Consider the following 24,292-nt stretch of genomic DNA (forward strand, 5'->3'; position numbering starts at 1 on the left):
GACCGCAAGATTGAGTGCCCACACCAATCGCCGTAATCAGACAATGATGGTCTGGCTGCTGCCCGCTATTTTTTCATCCAATACCTGCTGAATGATCTCCAGCAAGCGATCTTTGCCAAGGGTTTGCCCAGTCGCTTGCCCTACCAGCTCCACCAACGTGTTGGCATCGCCGAACAGATCGATCAGGGTTTTTTGCGCACTGGTCACACTGGCCGTGCCTGCTGCTGCTTTGCCCAGCGTCGCCAATCCGATCAATGCATCCTTGAGATGGGTAAACGCTTTTTCATTGTCTTCATAGCGCAGCGCATACAAACCGTCGTAGATGTTTTTCGCCGTCTCCACTGCCGTCAGCACCAGCCCTGCCGGTGGAACGACGATGCTGATCACAGCGAGCGCCAGTTTCACGTTGTCATAGATCAGCTTGCCGATGATTTCGCCAAGGCTCGTGGTTTGCTCATCCACATCATGGATGACTTTGTCGACATGGGCAGCGTAAGCGACGCGTAGATCCCTGACCCGGGCGCCGATCTGTGGCGCAACGACAACAGGATCCGTTGTCGCGAAGATCTTGTCGAAAAGACCGTTGACGCTTTTTTTCTCAACAAACCTTACCCGCTCAATGTAGTAATTGCGCAGCCCTCTATAGCGGTCGCGAATCGACCAGGCGAAATCGTCGGCACTACGAAACGCCAGGCCATCCGGAGCATCTGGCGTGTAGATGAAATCTTCGATCCCCACGGAGTTGACTGTCCGGAACAAATACACGCCGTCCACACGACGGTTGGCATTGAGCCAGAACTCATAGACGCTTTCAGTCTTGACCACGGGATCGCCCAGCCTTTGCGCTTCAGGTGTGTGCAGCCCGGTGATGAGGCGATCCAGGCTTTTGTATTGCTGAACACTTAAGCTTGCGTCGAAGAACTGAGACAGCGCAGCCTGCGCCATTTCAGCCAGTTGCCGCTGGAAATACACCGCTTGTTTGAACGCGTACTGGCGATTTATCGGCGTGTACTGCTGCTTCAAGTGATCAATGTATTGCTCGCCCGCACGTAACGTTTTCGACCAACTGGCGATGTCCCGAATCGACAGTGCATCCAGCGCAGGGTGCGCGCCCGACCAGTAAAACCTCGGATAGTCACGCGGGTCGTAATGCGGGCTGCTCGGCGGTTCGAAGCTGAGTTGTCGGAAAATAAGCTCAGACAGACTGTAGGTGGTCTGTTCCGTTGTCTGGACGAATACTTGGTCGGGGTCGACCTGGACATGAATGCCACGGGATTGAAGCACTTGCTCGACCCGCTCCTTGATCAGCTTGCGCGAGAACACTTCGAAAGATACAAACCCGGTTTCCTGAAGCCCAACGGTGTACAACGCCTTGAGTTCAGTGTTGAGTCGCGCGTGGCGCTGACGAACAGCTGGCGTAACCTCTCGAAACGCTGGCGGGGCAATGCGCCCAGCCGTTGCCAGGGCGTAGCGATAATCGCATTTCACGGCATCGGCCAAGGGATTCTGCGTGGTGTCCAACGCCACCGCTCCGACTGCCCATTGCTCGCGCCGTTGGCGAAGTTCCAGGCTGACTCGCGCCCAGTCATCAGGATGAACCAGTGATGAGGCATACGCGGTGTCATCGATCATCCACCGGAGCAACTGGACCCTGAAATCGCTGAAGCGATTGAAGCGCAAGAACCCAAACACACCTTGGGGGTTTCTCAGATAAACCTGTTGTGGGCCGTCATCGTGCTGCAGATCCTGGAAGACCAGCACATCGCGCAAAGGCTGAATGCCTTGCGAGTAGCTGACACCTTTGATGAACAGTGATTGATCACCGCTGACCGCCCGACTGACCAGATCAAAATCGGCCTGACTGAATAGCCCGGAATGCCGCGCGACCCAGAGATCAAACAGCAGGCGGCTGTGAATTTTGTTGCAGAACGCCTGGAAATATTCGGCGCTAGGATTCACCGAACGCGTCTCGACGAACCCCTTGCGCACATTGTTGCCACTCATCCAGCGTTCGAGGTTGTCGGCCGTCAGGCCGGTTCCTTCGGCACCTTCCAGGGATATTTGCAGGGCATGACCGACGTCGTGCACGCCGTAGCAGACAAATTCGGTCAATGTCCTGTTGTCTTTCTGTCGGATTGTCTTGCCGCCAACGTTGATATCGTAAGTTGTATGAACCCGGATATTGTCGGAGTCAAGTTCGATGCCCAACGCAACGTTCAACCAATCCGCCACTTGTTCACGGGTGTAGTCCCGCAGTGAAAAATAAGGCCCGTGCGAACGTTTGAAGTCGATGTCGTACCGGGTCATGGAGGCTTCAAGTTCAACGTACTTGTTTTGTACCTGAACGGGCGCCTCTTTCAACCACCCCGTCCACTCCATGCGCTGTATATCTTTACGCAGCGACTCAAGGTTCATCATTACCCCGGACTGTATCGACAACAAATGTTGCTGACGATCAAGTGCAAGTGCCAGAGCCGTACCCGAAACTCCACCATTGTCATAACCAAGCAGACGTTTGATTTCGGCTCGCTGCTGTTTCAGCGCGCTATCAACGCCATAATCAAAAGCACTTTGCTGAAGAAACGGAAAGGTAATCGAGTTACCTGTCACAGAAAGACGCTCACACAACACCGTGTGCATTTCGATGCTGTTGGCGAAGTACTCAAAACCTCGCCCGGATGTATATAAGATGTAGCCGTAGTTATCGCTGCCCAATGGGATTTCGGAAGACGCCACGCCGCTCGAGTCCAGTACAAAGCTACCACTCAGGGTTTTGCCATCCCTCACCGCAACCTCGTATCGCGCAGCGCCAGGGGCGCTTAACGCCTGCGCCATCCGCGCTGCCATAGCGGCATCCAGTCGTCCCGCAAATACGCTGAGCGACAGCTCGGCCATCAACATCCGGGCCATGGCCTGATGCAAGATTTCCTTGTGTGTGGACGACATCGACTGAACACCAACCGGAGCCCTCCAGTATTGATCCAGCCGAGCAACATGCTCCCAGTCGAGCTTGGTACGCAGGTTGTCAATCAAGGTTTCAACATCAACAATTTTTAACCCGGCGATCTGGTGTTCCGGAGCGTGGGTATCGGGGCGGTCGTACACACCGTCATCACCGATTACATAGTTAGGCGAAATTCGCTGAAACAGGCATTCGAACAAAACATTGGTCAATGATCCAACCGGCCGCACTTCGATATTTTTTGTCGATGTACCTCTGGCAATGAAAACCTGATCAGCTTCGACGCCCGGTATCAAACGGGAGAGTTTTTCGCTGAACAGCTCAAGTACCATTTTCTTGAACATCGGGATTGACACCAACAACTTGTCGAGGTGTTCTGCTGCCAACTTCGCCTTGCCCAACTCAGTCGCGCTATCAACCATTTGATGCATGCTGTCGAGCATCAAACTTGGAAACATCCTGTTCATCGCTTTATCCTGCCTATCGGTTCGAACGGGCATGGTTATACCCGTTAATTAAATTCGGACCGACTTAAGCAAAATGCGCAGAACAAATAAACCACCGCTGTATTACAGCGATTGAATACGTCCAAACGTAACGCGTGTTTTATAACAGGCTTAATGCTTTCGCTTTCGCAACAGCCTGCGTCCTGCGCTCTACGCCCAACTTTCCATGAATGCGGCGCGCATGAGTTTTGACCGTATGTACGGAGATATAAAGTCTTTCAGCGATTTGCTGATTGGAGTTGCCCTGGGCGATCAGCGTCAATACCTCAAGTTCGCGCCGACTTAATGCATGGTCATCCCTGGCCGCCGACAGTGGGTCACCAGCCAGTTCACTCGCGAGATGACCGATACACAAATCGGGCTGTCGCCGATTCAATTCATGCAGTGCCTGATGCAGTTGGCAACGCTGTGCCAACGCCCGTCCCTCCCCGAGCGCCTGTTGTGCCAGCGTCAGATCACCCACCCGCCAGGCCACCTGCGCCAGCACCAGCAGCAATTCCGCTTGCAGATGCACCCTGCCGTGCTGACGGGCCTCTTGCAGCATGGATCGAAGATGTTCCTTTGGCTGATCGCTTTGCTGCAGTTGCGTTTCAGCCAGTACCAGCAAATATTCCACCCGGGCGATCAACTCCAGGGTCGCCGGTGGTGCCTGCAACGCGTGAGTCCCGCGATAGTGTTTAAGCAGGCGGCTCAGCGCTTCGTGCGCCAGTTCCGGGCGCCCTTGCTGCAACCAGATGTGGCTGCTGATCTGCAAAAGAACACCTCGGTAAACGGTGTCCGGAATCTGCCGCTGTTGCATGAGTCGCTCGGCATCACGCAGGCGTACGAATGCCTGGGCATAATCGCCTCGGTTCGCGGCGAGTTCGGCCAATCCAAGAAAACCATAGAGCACTCGCTTGTCATGACTGCGCAGGCAGTCATCCAGTCCGCTCTGGAAAAAACCGGCCGCGTCCTCTTCCTGCCCCATGCACAACGCCAACCGCCCTCGACGCAAAGCGATGCGCCCAAGCAGGGGCACTGGCCGTTCCGCGCGCTGACCCAGCAGATCATGCATGTCGGCCAACAGACTGGCGGCACGTGCCGGCGCGCCGCGTTGTTCCAGCAACTGCGCGTGATCAAGTTCCAGCAAGCCCTCAAACAGCAACGAGCCTTGCGCCCGCGCCAGGCACAAGGCTTCGCGATTGATCGCGTGCGCCTGTTCCAGTTCGCCGCACAACAACGCTTGTTGGGTCTGCCCTGACAGGCACATCAAACGGGTCGGCCAGGCCTGCGGGTCGAGCTCGGCCAAGGCCTGATGGAAATGCGCTCGCGCCGCCGCCATCTGGCCCTGCAAATGCAGGAGCCAGCCCCGCTGCGCCTGCCATCGGGCGATCAATTGCCGCTGCTGTTCCGCCGTCGGCTGCGGCATGAACCGCGACAGGCATTCGATGCACACCTCGGCCTGTTCGAAACGCCCGGCAAACATCAAGGCTGCCGCAATCAGCCCGACCAATTGCGGCGATGCGAGCATCAACTCCTCGCCCTGCTGCTCGTGCAGGCGCAACAGCAGCACGACGGTCTGCTCTTCAAACAATTGCTCGAAGTTGAAATGCTGCAACAGGCTGACCGCGACTTCGAACTCTTGCGCCAGCAACGCCTGTTCGAAGGCTGACCTCCAGTCTTCCCGGCTCGCAAACCACTGGCATGCCCGACGGTGCCAAGAGCGACCCGCCGGCCATTGCTCGGCGCGCATCAACTGCGACAACGGCACGAAAATCTGCAACCAGTCGGATGACGACTGCCACGGTTCGATGAAGCAGCCAAGCGTTTGCAATTGATGAAGATAATTTGAGCCATCACCGGCGCCGAACAGGTGATCGCAAAGCTCGGCGTTAAAGCGTGGCAAATGCGCCAGCACCCGCCAGGCTTCGGCCAACTCGGGCGAAAGGCTGTTAAAGAGTTCGTGCTGCAGATAATCGAGCAACGTATCGACCCGTTGCTGCGGTGGAGCCTTTTGCGACCAGTCGCACTTTTGCAGCAATACCATGCGCACACCGGCGCACCAGCCACCAGTGCGCTGCATGATCCGGGCAGCGACACTCTCGGCCTGTTCGACCGGCAAGTGGTGGAGCAAGTGCGCGACTTCACAGAGGTTCAGCGCCAGCGTCACGCTTTCGCACTCATAGAGTTCATCATCGAGCAACAATCGCGGCCAGTTGCATTGCGGACGTCGCCGCGTGCCGATCCACCAGGTCAGCGCGGGACTGCTGACCGCCAAAAGTCGATCAAGCAACGCATCTAAAGCAGCATCGGGAATGCGGCAGTAATCGTCCAGGAACAACCAGGTGGGCGCCTGCCAACGGGCGAACTCCCCCAGCAATGACGCTTCATCGCGGGCCTGAATGCCCAACGCTTGCCCCAGGCGCTCGCAAAAATCGCCGACACTCAATCCCGCGCCAGCCAGCGGCACCCAGATAACTGCGCAATGGGCAGGCGCCTGTAACAGGCACTCCGTGAGCAGCGCGCTTTTGCCACTGCCGGCGGGCGCACAAATCAAGCGAACACGGGCGGTCGAGGCGAGCAACGGCTCGCTTAAACGCAGGCGAGCCTGATGATGGATGGAAAGACGTGGAACAAACCCCGGGCGATCCAGGCGCTGCGTCATGGCGGTCATCGGGAGAGCCTTTTTATCGTTATGGCCTCACCCTAGCCCGCTCTACGGCGCTTGTTGACGAGTATTCAGCACGCTGATTGCGGCCCATAAAAAAGGCGACCCATGGGGTCGCCTTGTATCGGGCTTTTTTAGCAGAACGCTTACCGTACACCCTCGGCACGCAGGGCTGACGGCGTGTAGTCCGCCGCTTTCGCGTCCCAGCCGAATACGTAGCTGCGCTTCTCTTCGTTTTTCATCCCCAGGGCGATGTAGCGACCGGCAATGATGTCGTAGAGCGCTTCGAGCGTGTAGCCCTGGGTCTGATGATCGTAGTAGTACTGAGAATGCCCCTCGGCCACCCGCCACAGCTGACCACGACCGTCGTAGTGATCGACCAGCGCCACCTGCCAGCTGTCTTCATCGATGTACATATGGCGTTTGGCGTAGATATGCCGCTCGTTCGCCTTGACTGTCCCGATCACTTCCCAGACACGGTGCAACTCATAACGGGTCAGATCCTGATTAATGTGCCCGGCCTTGACGATGTCGTCGTACTTCAAGGCTGGCGAATCAAGCTTGAAGCTGTTGTACGGGATGTACATTTCCTTCTTGCCGACCAGTTTCCAGTCGTAGCGATCCGGTGCACCGGAAAACATGTCGAAGTTGTCGGAGGTACGCAGCCCGTCAGCCGCCGTGCCCGGGCCGTCGTACGCCACCTGCGGTGCGCGGCGAACCCGGCGCTGGCCGGCGTTGTAGATCCACGCCAGACGCGGCTCCTTCACTTGGTCCAGGGTTTCGTGCACCAGCAGCACGTTGCCCGCCAGACGCGCCGGCGCCGTCACCGACTGCTTGAAGAAGGTCAGCACGTTGGCGGCTTTGTCCGCATCCAGATCCTTCATCAGTTGCGGCACGGCGATCTCTTCTTCGAAGCGGATCGGCGTGTAGCTGCCGTTGGTCTGCGGCGTGACCTGCGTGATGATGCGCTTCACGTTGCCGCCGTGATATCGGGTGATGTGGTTCCAGAGCACTTCGACGCCATTCTTCGGAATCGGGAAGGCGTAATAGCGGTTGCCGGTGAAGTTGGCCAGACCGTTACCATCATTGATGGTGGTCACGTTGAGCGCGCTGCGCTTGGCCGATTCGTAAATGTCGGCCGGCGCCCCGACGCTGCGATGAGTCGGATAGACCGGGATCTTGTAGGTTTCCGGATAGCGCTTGAACATCGCCACCTGCCCTTCGGAGAGCTTGTCCTTGTATTTGTCGACATTGGCCGCGGTGATGGTGAACAACGGTTTTTCGTTGGCAAACGGGTCGGCCAGGAAGCCCTTGCTGTCCACTGCCGCCGCGTTTTTCGCGATGCCACCGGTCCAGGCCGGAATCGAGCCGTCAGCATTGCCGGCCTTCTCGGCGCCCAACGGCGTCAGGCTGGTGCCGAGTTTATTGGCTTCGTCCGGCGACACCGCCGCCATCACGTTCGCAGCCAGCAGGCTCAGGGCCAGCACGCCGCATTGCAGAATCATCTTGCGCATTAAATTCATCCTTCTCGCAGATCAGAAGTTCACGCCAAAGCTCAGGGCCACGAAGTCACGGTCTTCGAGGACGTTGTAGTCACCGCCGAAAAAGTCGGTGTAACTGAGGCTCGCGGTGTAGGTGTTGCGGTAGTCGGCATCGACGCCGACGCTGATCGCCTTGGCGCCTTCGTTGAACAGACCGTTAGGGCCGTAACCGGCGACGTCATGGGACCAGGACAGGTTCGGCTTGAGGTTGATGCCACCGATCACGTTGGCGTAATCGAGGATCGCCCGGGCGCGATAGCCCCACGAGGTCGAGGTGACAAAGCCGTCGGTGTCGCCGCCGAAACCGTACTGGCCGTAGACCGAGTCGCGGCCGTAACGAATCGTGTCGCGCGACTCCAGACCGCCAACGTGAACCACCGCCGCCTCGCCGACCAGGGTCAGCCGTTGGGCACCGAGCACCTGATCGAAGAAGTGCGTGAGGGTGCTTTGCAGTTGCGTCACTTCCTTGCGGCGATAGCCTTTGTTGTCAGCGCCAGGCGATGTCGCGAGTGGCGAAGCGGTGCCGCCGGCGATCGGGTTGACCAACGCCAGGGTCAGGTCGTTGGTGTTGACCTGCACGGGAGCATTCGGGCGATAGCTGATCTCACCGGTCCACGCAGTGCCGGTCGGCAAGGTAGTGGAAAAACTGGCACCGTACAGGCGGATGTCTTCCGGGTATTCGAGGTAATACTGGCCGCGTCCGAGCATCACACTTTGCGCCAGTCCCGCGCCGCTGCCGGGCGCCAGACCGTTGGCAATGCCGACCATCGCCGGCAACGCCGCCAGCGTCGACAGACCCGCCGTGGTCGTCCCAACCGTTGGCGTGCGGCTGTGGTAGTTCATGAAGTACAGGCCATATTCAGTGTCATCGCCGAGCCAGCGCAGCGCCGTACCCCATTGCCCGGAATCCCGCGCATCACGGTCGCCGCCACGGGGAATCACCACGCCTTCCTGCGTGACCTGAATGCCCTGGCCAAACGCCTGGGTCAGCGGCACGAGCGGCGCAACTGCCGGACTGCCCACGGTGTAACCGTTGTTGCAACCATCCGCCGCCACATCGACACCGAAGAAAGTGCCGCAGTTGTCGAGAACGGTCTGATCCCATTCAAGTTGGTAGAAACCTTCCACGGAAAGCTTGTCGGTCAGGCTCTGGGAACCGAACAGCATGTTCACCGGAATCAGGCCTTCCTTGATCTCCGCACCCGGACGGCGAAACGCTGAAACGTCAATCGGGTTGATGCTGTTGATCGAGTTGCCGATGAAGGTGCTCTCGCCCCAGCTCACCACTTGCTTGCCGGCGCGCACGGTGCCCGGCAGGTCGGCGATGGAGTAGTTGTGGTAGACGAAGGCATCGAGGATTTCCCCGCCCGAGGACTTGGCGCCCTCCTTGCGGCCCTTATCGCTGATTTGCTTGAACTCGCGGTCTTCGTCCTTGAGTTCGAAGTCATACCAATATTTACCGCGCACGAAGACGCCAGTGTCGCCGTACTTCAGTTCGAGGTCGTGGATGCCCTTGAAGATCTTCGAAAAGGTTTCGCCTTTCTTGAAGTTCAGGCGCCCGTCGTCGCCCGTGGAAGACTGCCCGGTGCCGCCGTTGACGGTGCCGACCAGCGAACTGTCGGCATCGCGCAGGCCCCAGCTCGCGCCAACCGACAGCGAGGAGTCGAACGTGCCCTCGATTTCCCCGATGTTGAATGAAACCGCGTGCGCCTGGGCGCAGCAGCCCATGGCCACCGCAGCGGCCAGCGCTTGCGGCGTGAAGATGGCGCGCATTGTTGTTTTTGTCATGCGTCTTCCCCGGTGAGTGACAGAAGGCCCCACCCTACTGCGGTGTACCGGGATCGATAAGCGCACCAAGGAGGTATTCGCGCTGTACCTCGAAAGGATGAGTGCCCTTGCGGCACGGGGTATTGCGCGGGTCATGCATCGGCTGGATGGCGCACTATCAAAACAACGGATGATGCGCACTTCGGATGCGCGGCACTGTTACATGCCCCGTAACAGTGCATCTCTGAGTCGGCTATTTTTCCTTTCGCATCAGCGGCTTATTCTGGCCCCGCTTTCACGGCAGACCGCCAGAAAGCGCGAAGCCCCGGCGGGTGAGTCACTCACCGCCAGCGGCGTCAGATTTCAGATGGATTGAAGCGTCGTTCGATTCATCGCCCCGGTGTTCACTGACGTTGATTTGTAGCTCCTTGATCCAACGTCTTACCTTGGCCGCTGCGTTTGCAGCGGCCTTTTTTATGCCTGTTGAAAAGTTGGGGGCACAGCCCTGAGAGAAGATTCTGAAAAGACCATCAGAAGATTCCTATAAATTAAAAGATTAAAACACGATTCCATTTAACATCCTGAAACCTCTTCCAATACAGGAAAACTTTACTCACACCGCATTCGGAAACTTCACTTTAAGTTTCGTTGTAACTTTAAAAGACCAACTACAAATGGCACGGACGCCATGCTTTCATCACGCAGACTCAAAGGACATGAATATGCAAAATACTCCCCCCTTTGTATTAACCGAAGCAGTTCATACAACCGCGCCGGCACCAGAAAACACTCCAATCACTTACGGGACGTCTCCAATCATCCCCGACAGCGGTATGTTTGGCGTGCCGATCAATGTCGTCGTCAATTCGAAAGAGTATCTGGCCAGCAAATCGAGAACTGAGCAGGAGGTTCGGAACCGGCTACAGCAATTGGCGCAATCCATCGAGCACGACCTCGCCGCGACCCGGCTACAAGTACCCACACATCCGCTTCCTCCCGCACAAGCGATTATCCGAGAGTTAGGCGTGCGTCAGACGCTGATTGCCAGAAAAACTGCCGAACTTCATCAAAAGACTGCTCTTGCCCATCAGTTTTTTGGAGAGTCTCCAATCAATAAAAACTTTAACGATTACTACAAAAAAGCACGGGGCAACCACCGCGAAGTCGACCCAACGGGTATTGCCATGAAGGCCTGGACGTCGTCATACAAGGCCGCCCACGAAGCCAAGTTGCTGTCGCAGTCAATCCAGATGCTCAACCAGCAACAGGTTGATGTGCATAAATGGCTGGCCGCTGTGCAAGGCAACGATCAGGCACAAGCGGCAGCGGCAGAAAGCGCTCGCCAGGCTGCCGAACGCGCGCGCGTCGCCGCAGAACAACAGCGTCAGAAAAACCTTGCAGAGGCGGCGCGCAGACAAGTAGAGCAAAACGAAATCAACGCTCGCGAAGCGGCCCGGCTGGCAGCACTGCAAGAAGCCCGACAACTAGCCGTCCAGCAAGCGCAACGAGCTGCCGAAACTGCGCGAATCAATGCCGAGGCAGAAGCCCAAGAAAAGATAAAGGTTGCAGCGTTGCGAACGGCATTAACCAAAGCCGAAGAGGATATGCAAGCGGCTGCGGAGCAATTCGAACAAGAACAACAACTTCTTCAGACTGAAATGGAGCAGAAAATCGAGCACATCCAAATACGACTGGAGACAGAACGACAGAGTCTGGAGACACGCTGGAAAGTTATCCATACCGCTACTGCCATGGCGAAGCGGCAGGCTCAACTTGCAACAAAGAAGATCCATCAACAAAAAGAAATGCTCGAACAAAAGGATTCAGAGCAGCACGAAAGAAGTGATTCTCCTCGGCAGGGAGAACTTCACAAGGTCTACCCCGCATCGGGCCACGCTGCAGCTTCCAGCCCGGTCTTTTCTTTTGCTTCAAATGCGATCCGTCTTGCTCCCGCAACGGAGTTGGCAATACTCACGACTCTGCGATCAGCCGTTTTGACAGTCACAACTGCGGCAACCACGATGCTGGGCCCGGTGCTCGTAGGCTTTGCCGCCCTGCTGATGCCTTCGCGCCTGGGCAATGGAGAACGCTTCTCCATGAGCGTACCGCTTGCCGAACTGGCCTTAGAAAATGTCGAGCGCTTGCGCGAGATTGCGGATCGCCAAGGGGCGCTGGATCTACCCGTCGGTTTGGGGATAAGGCACGTAGATACCGGGGCAGAGGTGTTCGTCGTTTCTGCTGACGACTTTGACGCTCGCAGCAGCGTCCCGGTGCTACACGGGACGTACGATTTATTTAATGACGTCTATGAAACAGTCCTACCGGACTCCCCGACAGATTTCCTGACCTGGACTCCCGCACTCTCGCCTGCAAGCAGTACGACTGAGCTGCCTGTTACTGACACCGAAACACCCGATTATTCGGGCGCTCCGATTTTTCCAGTTGAGGGGCGACTGGATCTGCATCCCGTACTGGTGGAGGGCTGGGACAGATTTATCATCGTTTTTCCGGACGATTCGGGGATTCCACCGCTGTATGTGGTGTTCAGTAGTCCTTATGAGGGAGCCTCCGTCAGAGGGAAATACAGTGGTCGCTATTACAATCCGGAGCAAGCCGGTGGTCCGACACTTAGATTGGATTGGCGTACGACATTCATCACTCAAGCCGGGATTGATGGCGTTAAATTACACATTGCACGACTCGACCAATCTGACGCCAACGACATAATGATCCGGCGCCTGGAAAAAATAATGAGCGGATACATGGAGCCGTCTGATACAGATTTGCGCTATTACTCTCATGAGATTCGAGAGTTGGAAAGATTTCGAGCACTAGGGCTAAAAGACGGATTCAAACCCGACAAGGAGTCTTCACTATGGAACAATGCGCACACAGCCACTTTGGAAGATTTCGAGCTCACAAATGATGAATCTCTCCTTTACACGAAAGACGCCATTGCGGCTGCGGACAGACAGGATGAAGATTTTTTCAACAACTTACTTAAAGGGGGCAAGTGATGAACAGGGTCGAACAGATCATTCAAAATGAATCAATAGAAGACGCATTGACTGTTTTCGCACTTGGCTCTGCTATCCCATCGTTAGATCGAATGTTTGGGCGTTACCGATTCGAAGTCATCGCCAGCGGGGAGCTGCTCAAAATCTACGCAAGACTGTTCGAAGAAGGCATTTTGGCCAATGGTGAAGGCGCCGTAGCAGTTAAGGGACCTAACTGGAAAGCGCCCGAGTTCCTGAAAAATAATAAATATTCGTAAGTATTGAATCTGGTCAGAACACTAACGAAATGCCGGATCAAAAAATCTCCTGCATGGAAAGATGTGCCTACAGCAACGCTGGAAGATTTCAAAATGAAGGACGACCCAAGTCTGCTTTACACGCCAGAGGCGCTGGAAGCCGCCCTTGAACAAGATGAGCTTGAATACAAGCGTCTACTGAAGGAAATGTGGATATGAACAGCATCGAACAGATCATCAAAAATGAAACCCTGGATGACATTGTCACTGTATTTGCACTGTTCAAATCCAATCCACATCTGGACATGATGATCAGGCTCCACAACAGCGAAATGCTTAAAGAATACGGAGCGCTTGAAAGGGCTTACACGCGGCTATTGACCACGGGTGTTCTAGCCAGTGGGGAGAATGGTTTGTCCATCAAAGGCCCCAACTGGAAACCACCGAAGTTCATGGTTGAAAACCGATACGTGTAAAGCGCTGACCCGCCACCAGAATCCCCCCTGGTGGCGTTGTCCGGTTACAACGAATACTTCTGCAAATTCGCCATCATTTCCTTCAGCGCTTCAATGTTGTCTTTCGGATGCGCCGCACCCTCGAAGTCGCAAATCTGCTGGAAGTTGGCCGCGACGTCTTCCGGAGAGAAACCCGCGCGCGGATCGAATCCGGCGCCGAGGCTGCGTTCCCAGCGCACCTTGCCCATCCAGCCACCGCCGACTTCGAACAGGCCCGAGGTTTCTTCGCAGTTTTCACTGGCGAGGTACACCACCAACGGGCTGACCAGTTCCGGTTTGAGTTGTTCGAACACTTGCGGCGGGATCAGGCCTTCGGTCATGCGCGTGCCACCGGTGGGGGCAATGGCGTTGACGAGGATGTTGTGCTTGCGGCCTTCGATGGCAAGGGTGCGAGTCAGGCCGTAGAGGCCGAGTTTGGCCATGCCGTAGTTGGATTGGCCGAAGTTGCCGTAGATTCCGGAGGTCGACGCGGTGAAGATCACGCGACCATAGTTTTGCTCGCGCATGTGCGGCCACGCGGCGCGGGTGACTTTGTAGGCGCCTTCGACGTGGACGCGGTAAACCAGATCCCAGTCGGCGTCGTCCATTTTGTGGAAGGTCTTGTCGCGCAGGATGCCGGCGTTATTGACCACCACGTCGACGCGGCCAAACCTGTCGAGGGCGTTCTGCACCAGTTTGTCGCCGTCGGTGACGGAGTCGTGGTTGGCTTCGGCAATGCCGCCGGCCTCGCGGATTTCCGCAACCACGCGGTCAGCGGCGGATGCGTTGGCGCCCTCGCCTTGGGCGGAGCCACCGAGGTCGTTCACCAACACTTTGGCGCCTTGCTTGGCGAACAGCAGCGCGTGGGCACGACCGAGGCCGCCACCGGCGCCGGTGACGATCACGACTTTATCTTCGAAACGTACAGATTCATTCATCGAGGGTGACTCCAGCAGGCCTGAGGACAGTGCTGCGAGTGTCAGGCACGAGGGTTTCGGTCACAACGAATACGGCTGGCGCTGAATGGTGCGCGATAAGGTGGGGGGATGATGGAACGCGAAATCAAAAGATCGCAGCCTTCGGCAGCGGCTACAGGGTGTATTCCGACGGCTGCGATCTTTTCAGGAATACGCCACTTTGCGTGGCGGCAAGACATATTGGTCGCGAAATTCCAAGTAATGCTTGAGTACCTGAGCCGGCGCTTCAGTCTGCGGGTAGTGGCCGATGCCGCGCAGCAGCACGGTGTCAGGGTCAGGAATGAGTTGCCGATAACGCTCGACCATGTGCGCGCCCGAGATTGGATCGACTTCTCCATCAATTACCCGTAACGGGATCTCACCGCGCTGCATGGCGGCGACCCAGCGATCACGCTGCACTCGCCGTTCAGGAATGTAGCTGATCAACTTGTGCATGATCCGGGTGCCGCGATTGCTGTCGATCAGGCTCCAGAAATCATCCAGCTCGCTTTCACTCGGACGCGTCTGCGGGCCGAAGATCTGGCTGAAATTCTTGACCATGCCCTCTCGGCTGAAAGCGCGACCGATCATCCAGCCCAACGGGCTCATCAACAGTTTTTGCATCAGCACCGGCCGATGGGTTTCCGGAAACAACCCACCGTTGAGAAACACGCAACTGGCGACGTCGATCAGCCCTTCGTAGTGGCGCGCGAGCAATTCCTGGGCAACGCTGTCGCCATAATCGTGAGCGAAAATGTGCACCGGTTGTTCCAGGCGCAGATGCGCGAGCAAGGCTTGTTGCAGATCGGCTTGTTCCAACAGGCTATACGTGTGATCCGTCGGTTTGGCCGAATCGCCGAAGCCGAGCATGTCGCAGGCGATCACCCGGTAGCGCTGGGTCAGCGGTTGCCACAAGTAATGCCAATCCCAACTGGCGGTCGGAAAACCGTGGATCAGCAACAATGGCTCGCCCTGCCCGGCCGTCCAGTAACGGATCGCGTGGCCACGGAAGTCGAAGGTCTGGCCGTGTTTGCGCCAGACGCTGAGCGGAATCTCGGCGAGGGGCATTAGAGTCTGAACCCCGGGTCTTGTTTATCGAGTTTGCGCAGCAGCGCCGGCCAGGCCAGCGCGCCTCCCATGCCTTGGGCGCTTTTGGTGACGCCGGCAATCATTTGTTTGGCGCCCGCCAGAATCTGCGGTTCGATGGCGATCAGCTCAGCACCGCCGGTTTGCGCCATTACCTGAATATCGCAGGCACGCTGAAAGGTGAACATCATCAGGAAGGTATCGGCAATCGTGCCGCCGCAGGTCAGCAGGCCGTGGTTGTGCAACATCAGAAAACTGTTGTCGCCAAGGTCCGCCTGCAAACGCGCCTTCTCCTCATGGTTCAGCGCCACACCTTCGTAGGCGTGATAAGCAAGACTGGACAGCACAAACAACGACTGCTGGCTGATCGGCAGCACGCCCTGCTTTTGCGCCGACACGGCCACGCCGGACGCGGTATGGGTATGCAGCACGCACACCACGTCGTGACGCACTTCGTGGACGGCACTGTGGATGGTGTAACCGGCGGGATTGATTTCGTAAGGGCTGTCCATGAGTTTTTTGCCGCTCTGATCGACCTTCACCAGGCTCGAAGCGGTGATCTCATGAAACATCAAACCGAACGGGTTGATGAGGAAGTCTTCGGTGCCGGGCACCTTGGCGGAAATGTGAGTGAAGATCAGATCATCCCAGCCATGCAGCGCGACCAGTCGATAGCAGGCGGCGAGATCGACGCGGGCCTGCCACTCCGCAGCACTGACCTGGTCTTTGACATTAAGGGACGGTTGGACGGGGGCTACGCTCACTGTATGCACCTCTGCGTTCTTATTGTTTTGCACCTGTCAGCAGTCTAGTCAGCCTCTCCGATTCGCGTAGTTGCATTGGCAGCCAGCTTGATGACTGAACGAGTCAGCAATAAAGGTGGTCCGGATTCATTTCAAGCGTTGCCGCGCTCATCGAGCGCGGCAACGAGCACGCGGTCAACCCTTGAGCGTTTCGATCAATTGCGCCAGCCAAGGCTCGGCGTCGGTTTCCGGGGTGACGCTTTCGCTGGCGTCGATACGCAGCATGTCCTGCACTTCACGCACGCCCAGCTCTTCGAACAGCTCACGCATCTGCTCGCCACCGCCGCAGAAGGTGTCGCCGTAACTGGCATCGCCCAGCGCAATGACCGCGCCCGGCAAGCCACGCCAGGCAGCCGGCAGCTGATCGCGGATTGACGAATACAACGGCTGAAGATTGTCAGGCAGTTCACCCATCCCGGTGGTCGAGGTCACCGCAAGAAGCGCTTGGGGGGCAAACGCTTGCAGATCGGCAAGGCTGGCGCGGGCGTTGTAAAAGATTTCAAAACCGGCGTCTTTCAACAGGTTCTGGGCGTGACGAGCGACTTCTTCGGCGGTGCCGTACACCGAGCCGGAGAGGATGGCGACTTTCATCAATCTGATCCTGAAACGGAAAAAAGAGCGGCGATTGTAGCAGCCGAAGACACAATGTTGCGATTGGCTCTCAACGGCGCTAATGGCCAGTAGACAGCGCCCGGCGATCTTTTAGAATGCCAGGCACTACAACCATAAAGTGATTCGCAAATGATCAGCGCCAACCTTCTGCAACTGGTGATCAACGCGTCGAACGACGGCATCGTCGTGGCAGAAAGAGAAGGTGAGAACGACAACATCCTTATTTACGTGAATCCCGCTTTCGAGCGCATGACGGGCTATAGCAGCGAGGAAATCCTGTATCAGGACTGCCGCTTTCTTCAGGCAGGCGATCGGGATCAGCAAAGCCTTACGCTGATTCGAGAGGCATTGAGCAAAAACGGTTCATGCCGGGAGGTTTTGCGTAATTACCGCAAGGATGGCACGCCATTCTGGAACGAGCTGTCGCTTTCAACGGTAAAAAACGCTGATGACGGGCAAACGTATTTCATCGGCGTGCAAAAAGATGTGACCGTTCAGGTCAAGGCTCAGCAGCGTGTGGCGCAGCTGGAATCAAGGGTTGCAGCGCTGGAAGCCGAGCTGGCTGCATGTAAAGCGACGAACGGTGCAAACAAAACTGCGAACTAATTGTCATTAACTACAATCACCACTGACTTTGTAACTAATCACTTCGAGTTTGCCATGCAGCGTGACACCCTTCTGACACAGGACGAGCTGGATTTCATCCAGACCATGCAGCACAACCCGCAACTGAATGTGCGGGATGCGACATCGAGCCTGCTCGTCAACGGTGGCTCGCAGATTCGGGATTTGCTCACGCGCCTTGCTGCTCATGAGCAGGTCACTATCCAGGCCAACTTCGAAAATCAGCAAATGACCTTCCCGCTGCATCTGGTAGAAGACGAGTTCCACGCCCTGCATTTACGTCTGGGCGTACCGAGCATCTACGAAGATGGGCCGATGGTGCGGCCATGGCGCCTGGTGCTCGAAGAACCGGTGGCGCTGGAAAACGCCAAAGGTCAGCCCGGCGTGCTTTGGGTGCATGAGGTGTCACACAAGGGTGTGCTGCTGGAAGTGCGCAACAAGACCAAGCCGCCAAAGCATTTTGCCCTGTGGTTCAGTCCTTCAGGTTATGAGCGGATTTCCCTGCGCGGCACGTTCGAGCGTGAAACCGAGCACGGCTTCTACGCCTACGAACTGAGCCAGAGCGACAGCGATGAAACCGAACGTCTGCGTCAGTTCATTCTGCAACAACATCGCCTCACTCATCCCGCTGTCCATAGCTGAGTTTCAGGTATTCAGGCTGCCCGCCATGAATTGCGTCAGGCGCTGACGCATCAATACGCCTTCATTGCCTAGACATCCGATCGACGAACCCGCGAAAGACTCTTGCGCCAGATCAGACGCATCGCCCGCCAGCAATAATTGACAATCCAGACTCAATGCCAGACGTTTCAAGCGTTTTGGCATGTCCGGAGTCGGCACATGATTGGAAAACAGCACCAGAACTTGAGGCTTGATTTTTTCGCAAATCAGCGTGAGTTCGTCGAACGGCTGGCCGGTGGTCAATACGCGTACGCCGGAATCATTGCCACTTAAAAACAGCGCGGCGACTAGCAGTTCAAGCTCACGGCATTGGCTGGACAATGCGCTGACAATCACGTTTCGAGGACGGGAACCGCGCATCATGATGATCCGCTGCAGCACCCGCATTCGCAGGAAATCATCGAAAAACAGCCACTCGCTGGTTTGCCCGAAAGCATCCTGTCGCTGCAACAACTGGCGCCAGAACGGCATAAGGATGTCTTGAAAGACAACGGTCAGTGGATACGAGGAAAAAACCTGGCCATAAACCCGATCCAGCTCGACATCATCAAATGAACTGACCGCGCGCTGAATCTGCAACTGCCACTCCAGATAATCGGCCTGTACCAGATCATCGGGGATGTAATGCGAGAGCACTTTCAGCGGTTCGATTTTGGCCAGGATCTTACCAACTTTACTGACCGCGACCCCACGATCGATCCAGTCGAGAATGCTGCGAACACGCTCGATATCGGTCATTGAATACAGCCGATGCCCGCTTTCGGTTCGCGTCGGAACGATCAAACCATAACGCCGCTCCCATGCCCGCAGCGTGACCGGGTTGACGCCGGTGAGTCGCGCGACCTCACGAATAGGGAAAAGCTCCTCGCGCTCCAGCGTGCCAGGCGCCCGCAATATCTGGGCAGGATCCGTCAAAACAGGCATCGTGCAGGTACTCTCCCTTTCAAAATAATTGGATCCCATTCTAACGCCTATGTGCAGTAGACAAGCAAGCAGCGATCAATCGACCAAAGTCACTGGCATATTCGCGAAATTACGGAATAATCCTTGCTTGTTCAAAGCGCAGCCCTTTACCCCGGCGCTGCGTATGGCGAATTTCCTACCCGGAGAGACGCGCTTGAAATACGGAGATACACAATGTCTACTTCCCCCGTCACGCTGATGGTTGCACGTCGCGTCGCCGATGGTCGCTATCAGGATCTGATCGCCTGGCTGCGCGAAGGCGAGCAACTGGCTACCGACTTTCCCGGCTATCTCGGCTCTGGCGTGCTAGCGCCGCCACCCGATGATGACGAATTCCAGATCATATTCCGTTTTGTCGATGAGCAGACCCTGCACGCCTGGGAGCATTCGGCGTCACGCACTGCGTGGCTGGCCCGAGGCAGTGACCTGTTTGCCCATCCGACCGAACACCGCGTCAGCGGCATCGAAGGCTGGTTCGGCGCGACCGATCAGCGACCACCGCGCTGGAAACAAGCCGTGGCCATCTGGCTGGCGTTTTTTCCTGTATCGCTGTTGTTCAACTTTGTCCTGGGCCCGCTGCTCGGTGACATGAGCCTGCTGCCGCGCGTATTCATCAGCACCTTGTGTCTGACGCCGTTGATGGTTTACCTGTTTATTCCGCTGTCAACGCGGCTGCTGGCCAACTGGCTGCACAGTACGCCGGCCAGGCGATTATCTGCTGAAGCTGTGTCACAAAACAGGTAAAGATCTCAGCCTCGTTTCACTCAACAGCTCCTACATGGGAATGGGCGATGCCCTGTAGGGGCTTTTTCTGGCCCGTCGCTGTTATAGTTTTTCCTCGAACTGCGACGCGAGCCATACATGACCCAGTCTTCCGCCCCGATCCTCATCACCGGTGCCGGCCAACGTGTTGGCCTGCACTGCGCGCGGCGTCTGCTGGAAGACGGCCACCGTGTGATCTTCACCTACCGCAGCGAGCGTCCGGGCGTGCAAACGCTGCGCGATCTCGGTGCCATCGCCCTTCACGCGGATTTCTCCGATGAGGCCGGCATCCTCGCCTTTATCGATGAACTGAAAATCCGCACCGACAGCCTGCGCGCCGTTGTGCACAACGCTTCTGAATGGCTGGCGGAATCGCCGGGCAACGAAGCCGAAGCATTCAGTCGCATGGTCAATGTTCACATGCTCGCCCCCTACCTGATCAATCTGCATTGCGCCGACCTGCTTAAACGCTCGACGCCGGCGGACATCGTACACATCAGTGACGACGTCACCCGCAAGGGCAGCAGCAAACACATCGGTTATTGCGCGAGCAAAGCCGGGCTCGACAGCCTGACCCTGTCCTTCGCCGCTCGCTATGCGCCCGACATCAAGGTCAACGGTATCGCGCCTGCCCTGCTATTGTTCAATCCCGACGACGACGCGGCGTACCGTGCCAAAGCGCTGGCCAAATCCGCACTGGGCATCGAGCCCGGCAGCGAAGTGTTTTATCACAGCCTGCGCTATTTGCTCGACAACCCCTATGTCACCGGTACAACCCTGACCGTCAACGGCGGACGGCACGTCAAATAACGCCGCCCCGCGAGGATTTTCCATGTCGCTTACCCTGCCCCAGCATTACCGTGAAATCCTCGTTGACCTGGGCGAAAACCCTGATCGCGAAGGATTGCGCGACACCCCGGTTCGTGCGGCCAAAGCCATGCAGTATCTGTGTCATGGTTATGAACAAAGCGTTGCAGAGATCGTCAACGGCGCTTTATTCGACTCCGATACCGATGAAATGATCATCGTCGCCGACATTGAGCTGTATTCGCTGTGCGAACATCACCTGCTGCCCTTCATTGGCAAGGCCCATGTGGCTTATATTCCGACGGGCAAAGTGCTGGGATTGTCGAAGATCGCGCGGTTGGTGGACATGTTCGCCCGACGCCTGCAGATCCAGGAGAACCTCACGCGACAAATCGCCGACGCCGTGCAGGAAGTGACCCATGCCGCCGGCGTCGCGGTGGTCATCGAAGCAAAGCACATGTGCATGATGATGCGCGGTGTTGAAAAACAGAACTCGACCATGAACACCTCGGTGATGCTTGGCGCCTTTCGCGATTCGAGCAACACCCGTCAGGAGTTCCTGCAATTGATTGGACGGAGCAAGTAGCAATGCCACAACTTCAACCGGGAATGGCGCGTATCCGGGTCAAGGATTTGCGCCTGCGCACCTTTATCGGAATCAACGAGGACGAAATCCTCAACAAGCAGGATGTGCTGATCAACCTCACCATCCTGTACGCCGCGCAAGAAGCCGTGCGCGACAACGACATCGACCATGCGCTCAATTACCGCACGATCACCAAGGCGATCATCGCCCACGTCGAAGGCAACCGCTTCGCCTTGCTTGAACGCCTGACCCAGGAGCTGCTGGATCTGGTGATGACCAATGAATCGGTGCTTTACGCCGAAGTCGAAGTCGACAAACCGCATGCACTGCGATTCGCCGAATCGGTATCGATTACGCTCGCGGCAAGCCGCTGAGGCAGCTGCAAGCTTCAAGCTTCGAGCGCCAAGCAGTAAACTTCGCCGCACCGCCTCCCATCTTTCAGCTTGAAGCTATCTGCTTGAAGCTGTCTCACAGAGACCTTCCATGACCGAGCAACAACGCCTCGAACTTGAAGCCGCCGCTTTCCGCCGGCTCGTCGCCCATCTGGACAGCCGCAAGGATGTGCAGAACATCGACCTGATGAACCTGTCCGGTTTCTGCCGCAATTGCCTGTCCAAGTGGTACAAGGCAGCGGCCGACGAGCGCCAGATCGAGGTCAGCCTCGACGATGCCCGCGAAGTGGTTTACGGCATGCCGTACGCCGAGTGGAAAGCCCAATTTCAGCAAGAAGCCAGCGCCGAACAACAAGCGGCGTTTGCCAAAGGAAAACCCGATGAGTGATCTGAACACCCTGCGCGCCAGCCTCAACAGCGGCGAACATGCTTTCGCCGACACCCTGGCGTTCATCGCCGCCGGTTATGACTATCAGCCTCAGGCGTTCAACAACGGTGGCGTAGAGAACGCCGCCGGGCAGAATGAAGGATCGTGCAAGACCCTGGGTCTGGCGCTGCTGGAAGGCTTGAGCGACGACGAAGCGTTGCTGGCGTTTGGCGAGCATTACCGCTCGGTGGTGGCGACGCCTGAAGGCAGCGAGCACGGCAATATTCGCGCGTTGATCGCCCACGGGCTGGCTGGGGTGAAGTTCACCGCCCAACCGCTGACTCGCCGGTAAATTTCAGCCGTACCCAGCCCCTACAAATTGGTGACACAAAAAACCGGCCGAAGCCGGTTTTTTTTCATTTCTGAGATCTTAGAACGAAGCGTTCTGCAGACCGTCCAGGTAACGCTCGGTGTCCAGTGCCGCCATGCAACCGGCGCCGGCCGAGGTGATCGCCTGACGGTAAACGTGGTCCGCCACGTCACCGGCAGCAAAGATGCCCTCGACGCTGGTCGCGGTCGCGTTGCCTTCACGGCCGCCGTGAACCACTAGGTAACCGTCTTTCAACGTCAACTGACCTTCGAACAGCGAGGTGTTCGGGGTGTGGCCGATGGCGATGAACACACCGTCGACTTTCAGTTCGTCGAAGCTGCCATCATTGTTCTTCAGGCGAGCACCGGTAACGCCCATGTTGTCACCCAGCACTTCGTCCAGGGTCGAATTCAGCTTCAGGATGATTTTGCCTTCAGCCACGCGAGCGTTCAGCTTGTCGATCAGGATCTTTTCGGCGCGGAAGGTTTCGCGACGGTGAACCAGGGTCACGGTGCTGGCGATGTTGGCCAGGTACAGCGCTTCTTCGACGGCGGTGTTGCCGCCGCCGACAACAGCCACAGGCTTGTTGCGATAGAAGAAACCGTCGCAGGTCGCGCAGGCCGAAACGCCTTTGCCCATGAACGCTTCTTCCGACGGCAGGCCCAGGTAACGGGCGCTGGCGCCGGTGGCGATGATCAGGGCATCGCACGTATAGGTGCCGCTGTCACCGGTCAGGCTGTAGGGCTTGGAAGCAAAATCCACCGCGTTGATGTGATCGAAAACGATCTCGGTTTCAAAACGCTCGGCGTGTTCGCGCATCCGTTCCATCAGCACCGGGCCGGTCAGGCCGTGCACGTCGCCTGGCCAGTTGTCGACTTCGGTGGTGGTGGTCAGCTGACCGCCGGCCTGCATGCCGGTAATCAGCAGCGGCTTGAGGTTGGCACGGGCGGCGTAGACGGCGGCGCTGTAACCGGCAGGGCCGGAACCGAGGATGATCACTCGCGAATGACGGACTTCAGACATGAACCTGCTCCTGTTGACCGACCTGAAATAACGGGCTGTCGGCGGAAATAAAAAAGGACCGTTCAAAGCTCTTGGGGAAGGGCTTGGGTTCGACAGTCCTGTAAAAAGTTGGGTGCAGCGTATCGAGGGGGGCAAGATTAAGGAAATACGGTTTAACAATCCAGCTTATAGGCGGTCTCTATGCCGACAGGCTGACAAGACAAGGGTCTTTGTTACAGTGAATGTCGATACGCCCGCCGCGCTTTCGCCCCTTTTGTAAAGTCGGTAAGGTCGGCGCGTTTTCCCTCTGCTCGGAGCACTCTATGCCCGCCCCCGTCCTGTCCGGCCCGCAATACCTGCGCGAAGGCCTGAAACTTGTACTCAGCCCCAGCCTGCGTTTGTTCGTGCTGCTGCCGTTGGCGATAAACCTCGTGCTGTTCGTCGGTTTAATCTATCTGGCCGGCCATCAGTTCAGCCTGTGGGTCGACACCTTAATGCCGTCGCTGCCCGAATGGCTCGGTTTTTTGAGTTATATCTTGTGGCCGCTGTTCGTCGTGCTGGTGCTGCTGATGGTATTTTTCACCTTCACGATGCTGGCCAACGTCATCGCCGCGCCCTTTAACGGATTTCTCGCGGAAAAAGTCGAAGTGGTGGTGCGCGGCACCGATGATTTCCCGGCCTTCAGTTGGGGTGAGCTCGTCGCGATGGTTCCCCGCACCCTGGCGCGAGAAATGCGCAAGCTCGGCTACTTCCTGCCTCGGGCCATCGGCCTGTTCATCCTGTCGTTCATTCCGGTGGTCAACATCATTGCCGCGCCGCTGTGGCTGCTGTTCGGGGTCTGGATGATGGCGATCCAGTACATCGACTACCCGGCGGACAACCACAAACTGGGCTGGAACGAGATGCTCGCCTGGCTGCGCCAGAAGCGCTGGCAGAGCATGAGTTTCGGCGGGATCGTTTATCTGGTGCTGTTGATTCCGGTGGTCAACATCCTGATGATGCCGGCGGCGGTGGCCGGGGCGACGTTGTTCTGGGTGCGTGAGCGGGGTGCCGAGAGCCTCGTGCCCCAGCGCTGAGCGCTTCACAAATCCGTCATCCAAAGGTCACATGG

Annotated in this window: 23 protein-coding genes; 13 read left to right on the forward strand and 10 right to left on the reverse strand. The window is 57.1% G+C overall.

Annotated elements, in window-relative coordinates:
- Positions 1-36: 36 nt before the first annotated feature.
- From GIW69_RS00700 to GIW69_RS00715, 4 genes are all read right to left on the reverse strand, one after another.
- Positions 37-3,429: a dermonecrotic toxin domain-containing protein gene (locus GIW69_RS00700; RefSeq protein WP_236480236.1), complete on the reverse strand. Its 3,393-nt coding sequence runs from the start codon at positions 3,427-3,429 to the stop codon at positions 37-39.
- A 139-nt stretch (positions 3,430-3,568) separates the two neighbouring features.
- The gene (locus GIW69_RS00705) at positions 3,569-6,121 is read right to left on the reverse strand and encodes a LuxR C-terminal-related transcriptional regulator (RefSeq protein ID WP_236480237.1); all 2,553 of its coding nucleotides are present in this window, start codon (positions 6,119-6,121) and stop codon (positions 3,569-3,571) included.
- 140 nt (positions 6,122-6,261) lie between these two features.
- Positions 6,262-7,629 (reverse strand): DUF1329 domain-containing protein, encoded by a 1,368-nt coding sequence (locus tag GIW69_RS00710; RefSeq protein ID WP_236480238.1) that lies wholly within the window; start codon positions 7,627-7,629, stop codon positions 6,262-6,264.
- A 21-nt stretch (positions 7,630-7,650) separates the two neighbouring features.
- Positions 7,651-9,444, reverse strand: a complete 1,794-nt coding sequence (locus GIW69_RS00715; RefSeq protein ID WP_236480239.1) for a DUF1302 domain-containing protein — start codon at positions 9,442-9,444, stop codon at positions 7,651-7,653.
- Between the two features lie 701 nt (positions 9,445-10,145).
- Here GIW69_RS00715 and GIW69_RS00720 point away from each other — a divergent pair.
- The 4 genes from GIW69_RS00720 (at position 10,146) to GIW69_RS00730 (ending at position 13,152) form a co-directional block, all read left to right on the forward strand.
- Positions 10,146-12,440, forward strand: a complete 2,295-nt coding sequence (locus tag GIW69_RS00720; RefSeq protein ID WP_236480240.1) for an S-type pyocin domain-containing protein — start codon at positions 10,146-10,148, stop codon at positions 12,438-12,440.
- Complete coding sequence (locus GIW69_RS00725; RefSeq protein WP_236480241.1) at positions 12,440-12,697, forward strand: immunity protein; 258 nt, start codon at positions 12,440-12,442, stop codon at positions 12,695-12,697. The genes GIW69_RS00720 and GIW69_RS00725 overlap by 1 nt, the downstream gene beginning before the upstream one ends.
- 63 nt (positions 12,698-12,760) lie before the next feature.
- Positions 12,761-12,895, forward strand: coding sequence for a hypothetical protein (locus GIW69_RS26190; RefSeq protein WP_268945707.1), 135 nt, complete (start codon positions 12,761-12,763; stop codon positions 12,893-12,895).
- Positions 12,892-13,152 carry a hypothetical protein gene (locus GIW69_RS00730; RefSeq protein ID WP_236480242.1) on the forward strand — a complete coding sequence of 87 codons (261 nt, stop codon included), beginning with the start codon at positions 12,892-12,894 and terminating at the stop codon, positions 13,150-13,152. The genes GIW69_RS26190 and GIW69_RS00730 overlap by 4 nt, the downstream gene beginning before the upstream one ends.
- Before the next feature lie 44 nt (positions 13,153-13,196).
- On the opposite strand, the gene GIW69_RS00735 is transcribed toward GIW69_RS00730, so the two are convergent.
- From GIW69_RS00735 to GIW69_RS00750, 4 genes are all read right to left on the reverse strand, one after another.
- Positions 13,197-14,108, reverse strand: a complete 912-nt coding sequence (locus GIW69_RS00735; RefSeq protein ID WP_236480243.1) for an SDR family oxidoreductase — start codon at positions 14,106-14,108, stop codon at positions 13,197-13,199.
- A gap of 183 nt (positions 14,109-14,291) precedes the next feature.
- Positions 14,292-15,194 carry an alpha/beta fold hydrolase gene (locus GIW69_RS00740; protein WP_236480244.1) on the reverse strand — a complete coding sequence of 301 codons (903 nt, stop codon included), beginning with the start codon at positions 15,192-15,194 and terminating at the stop codon, positions 14,292-14,294.
- A complete protein-coding gene (locus GIW69_RS00745; RefSeq protein ID WP_236480245.1) occupies positions 15,194-15,976 on the reverse strand; it encodes a class II aldolase/adducin family protein in 783 nt (260 codons plus the stop codon). Before GIW69_RS00745 ends, GIW69_RS00740 begins: the two co-directional genes overlap by 1 nt.
- A 174-nt stretch (positions 15,977-16,150) precedes the next feature.
- Positions 16,151-16,606: a flavodoxin gene (locus tag GIW69_RS00750; protein ID WP_236480246.1), complete on the reverse strand. Its 456-nt coding sequence runs from the start codon at positions 16,604-16,606 to the stop codon at positions 16,151-16,153.
- 150 nt (positions 16,607-16,756) lie between these two features.
- On the opposite strand from GIW69_RS00750, the gene GIW69_RS00755 reads away from it, so the two are divergent.
- Together GIW69_RS00755 and GIW69_RS00760 are read left to right on the forward strand one after the other, a co-directional pair.
- Positions 16,757-17,233 (forward strand): PAS domain-containing protein, encoded by a 477-nt coding sequence (locus GIW69_RS00755; protein ID WP_236480247.1) that lies wholly within the window; start codon positions 16,757-16,759, stop codon positions 17,231-17,233.
- 54 nt (positions 17,234-17,287) lie between these two features.
- On the forward strand, positions 17,288-17,893 hold the full coding sequence (locus tag GIW69_RS00760) for a hypothetical protein (protein WP_236480248.1): 606 nt from the start codon (positions 17,288-17,290) through the stop codon (positions 17,891-17,893).
- 3 nt (positions 17,894-17,896) lie between these two features.
- Here the strand turns inward: GIW69_RS00760 and GIW69_RS00765 are convergent, their stop codons facing one another.
- On the reverse strand, positions 17,897-18,856 hold the full coding sequence (locus GIW69_RS00765) for a MerR family transcriptional regulator (protein WP_236480249.1): 960 nt from the start codon (positions 18,854-18,856) through the stop codon (positions 17,897-17,899).
- A gap of 213 nt (positions 18,857-19,069) precedes the next feature.
- Here GIW69_RS00765 and GIW69_RS00770 point away from each other — a divergent pair, with 213 nt between their 5' ends.
- The 6 genes from GIW69_RS00770 to GIW69_RS00795 all read left to right on the forward strand — a co-directional run bounded on the left by GIW69_RS00770 (position 19,070) and on the right by GIW69_RS00795 (position 22,161).
- The gene (locus GIW69_RS00770) at positions 19,070-19,639 is read left to right on the forward strand and encodes an antibiotic biosynthesis monooxygenase (RefSeq protein ID WP_236480250.1); all 570 of its coding nucleotides are present in this window, start codon (positions 19,070-19,072) and stop codon (positions 19,637-19,639) included.
- Positions 19,640-19,756: 117 nt separating this feature from the next.
- On the forward strand, positions 19,757-20,467 hold the full coding sequence (gene folM, locus GIW69_RS00775) for a dihydromonapterin reductase (RefSeq protein ID WP_236480251.1): 711 nt from the start codon (positions 19,757-19,759) through the stop codon (positions 20,465-20,467).
- 22 nt (positions 20,468-20,489) lie between these two features.
- Positions 20,490-21,050, forward strand: a complete 561-nt coding sequence (folE, locus tag GIW69_RS00780) for a GTP cyclohydrolase I FolE (protein ID WP_236480252.1) — start codon at positions 20,490-20,492, stop codon at positions 21,048-21,050.
- 2 nt (positions 21,051-21,052) lie between these two features.
- Positions 21,053-21,424 (forward strand): dihydroneopterin triphosphate 2'-epimerase, encoded by a 372-nt coding sequence (gene folX, locus GIW69_RS00785; protein ID WP_090281808.1) that lies wholly within the window; start codon positions 21,053-21,055, stop codon positions 21,422-21,424.
- Between the two features lie 109 nt (positions 21,425-21,533).
- On the forward strand, positions 21,534-21,830 hold the full coding sequence (locus GIW69_RS00790; RefSeq protein ID WP_236480253.1) for a DUF1244 domain-containing protein: 297 nt from the start codon (positions 21,534-21,536) through the stop codon (positions 21,828-21,830).
- Positions 21,823-22,161, forward strand: a complete 339-nt coding sequence (locus GIW69_RS00795; RefSeq protein ID WP_236480254.1) for a HopJ type III effector protein — start codon at positions 21,823-21,825, stop codon at positions 22,159-22,161. The genes GIW69_RS00790 and GIW69_RS00795 overlap by 8 nt, the downstream gene beginning before the upstream one ends.
- 78 nt (positions 22,162-22,239) lie before the next feature.
- On the opposite strand, the gene trxB is transcribed toward GIW69_RS00795, so the two are convergent.
- Positions 22,240-23,202, reverse strand: a complete 963-nt coding sequence (trxB, locus tag GIW69_RS00800; RefSeq protein WP_236480255.1) for a thioredoxin-disulfide reductase — start codon at positions 23,200-23,202, stop codon at positions 22,240-22,242.
- Positions 23,203-23,504: 302 nt separating this feature from the next.
- Here trxB and cysZ point away from each other — a divergent pair, with 302 nt between their 5' ends.
- Positions 23,505-24,257: a sulfate transporter CysZ gene (gene cysZ, locus GIW69_RS00805; protein ID WP_236480256.1), complete on the forward strand. Its 753-nt coding sequence runs from the start codon at positions 23,505-23,507 to the stop codon at positions 24,255-24,257.
- Positions 24,258-24,292: the final 35 nt, after the last annotated feature.

Source organism: Pseudomonas syringae, assembly GCF_021605415.1.
In the GTDB taxonomy this organism is placed as follows: Bacteria; Pseudomonadota; Gammaproteobacteria; order Pseudomonadales; family Pseudomonadaceae; genus Aquipseudomonas; species Aquipseudomonas syringae_S.

Excerpts from the sequence above, each read along its gene's own strand:
- GIW69_RS00700 (WP_236480236.1), bottom strand. The coding sequence starts at position 3,429 with ATGAACAGGATGTTTCCAAGTTTGATGCTCGACAGCATGCATCAAATG.
- GIW69_RS00705 (WP_236480237.1), bottom strand. The coding sequence starts at position 6,121 with ATGACCGCCATGACGCAGCGCCTGGATCGCCCGGGGTTTGTTCCACGT.
- GIW69_RS00710 (WP_236480238.1), bottom strand. The coding sequence starts at position 7,629 with ATGCGCAAGATGATTCTGCAATGCGGCGTGCTGGCCCTGAGCCTGCTG.
- GIW69_RS00715 (WP_236480239.1), bottom strand. The coding sequence starts at position 9,444 with ATGACAAAAACAACAATGCGCGCCATCTTCACGCCGCAAGCGCTGGCC.
- GIW69_RS00720 (WP_236480240.1), top strand. The coding sequence starts at position 10,146 with ATGCAAAATACTCCCCCCTTTGTATTAACCGAAGCAGTTCATACAACC.
- GIW69_RS00725 (WP_236480241.1), top strand. The coding sequence starts at position 12,440 with ATGAACAGGGTCGAACAGATCATTCAAAATGAATCAATAGAAGACGCA.
- GIW69_RS00730 (WP_236480242.1), top strand. The coding sequence starts at position 12,892 with ATGAACAGCATCGAACAGATCATCAAAAATGAAACCCTGGATGACATT.
- GIW69_RS00735 (WP_236480243.1), bottom strand. The coding sequence starts at position 14,108 with ATGAATGAATCTGTACGTTTCGAAGATAAAGTCGTGATCGTCACCGGC.
- GIW69_RS00740 (WP_236480244.1), bottom strand. The coding sequence starts at position 15,194 with ATGCCCCTCGCCGAGATTCCGCTCAGCGTCTGGCGCAAACACGGCCAG.
- GIW69_RS00750 (WP_236480246.1), bottom strand. The coding sequence starts at position 16,606 with ATGAAAGTCGCCATCCTCTCCGGCTCGGTGTACGGCACCGCCGAAGAA.
- GIW69_RS00755 (WP_236480247.1), top strand. The coding sequence starts at position 16,757 with ATGATCAGCGCCAACCTTCTGCAACTGGTGATCAACGCGTCGAACGAC.
- GIW69_RS00760 (WP_236480248.1), top strand. The coding sequence starts at position 17,288 with ATGCAGCGTGACACCCTTCTGACACAGGACGAGCTGGATTTCATCCAG.
- GIW69_RS00765 (WP_236480249.1), bottom strand. The coding sequence starts at position 18,856 with ATGCCTGTTTTGACGGATCCTGCCCAGATATTGCGGGCGCCTGGCACG.
- GIW69_RS00770 (WP_236480250.1), top strand. The coding sequence starts at position 19,070 with ATGTCTACTTCCCCCGTCACGCTGATGGTTGCACGTCGCGTCGCCGAT.
- folM (WP_236480251.1), top strand. The coding sequence starts at position 19,757 with ATGACCCAGTCTTCCGCCCCGATCCTCATCACCGGTGCCGGCCAACGT.
- folE (WP_236480252.1), top strand. The coding sequence starts at position 20,490 with ATGTCGCTTACCCTGCCCCAGCATTACCGTGAAATCCTCGTTGACCTG.
- folX (WP_090281808.1), top strand. The coding sequence starts at position 21,053 with ATGCCACAACTTCAACCGGGAATGGCGCGTATCCGGGTCAAGGATTTG.
- GIW69_RS00790 (WP_236480253.1), top strand. The coding sequence starts at position 21,534 with ATGACCGAGCAACAACGCCTCGAACTTGAAGCCGCCGCTTTCCGCCGG.
- GIW69_RS00795 (WP_236480254.1), top strand. The coding sequence starts at position 21,823 with ATGAGTGATCTGAACACCCTGCGCGCCAGCCTCAACAGCGGCGAACAT.
- trxB (WP_236480255.1), bottom strand. The coding sequence starts at position 23,202 with ATGTCTGAAGTCCGTCATTCGCGAGTGATCATCCTCGGTTCCGGCCCT.
- cysZ (WP_236480256.1), top strand. The coding sequence starts at position 23,505 with ATGCCCGCCCCCGTCCTGTCCGGCCCGCAATACCTGCGCGAAGGCCTG.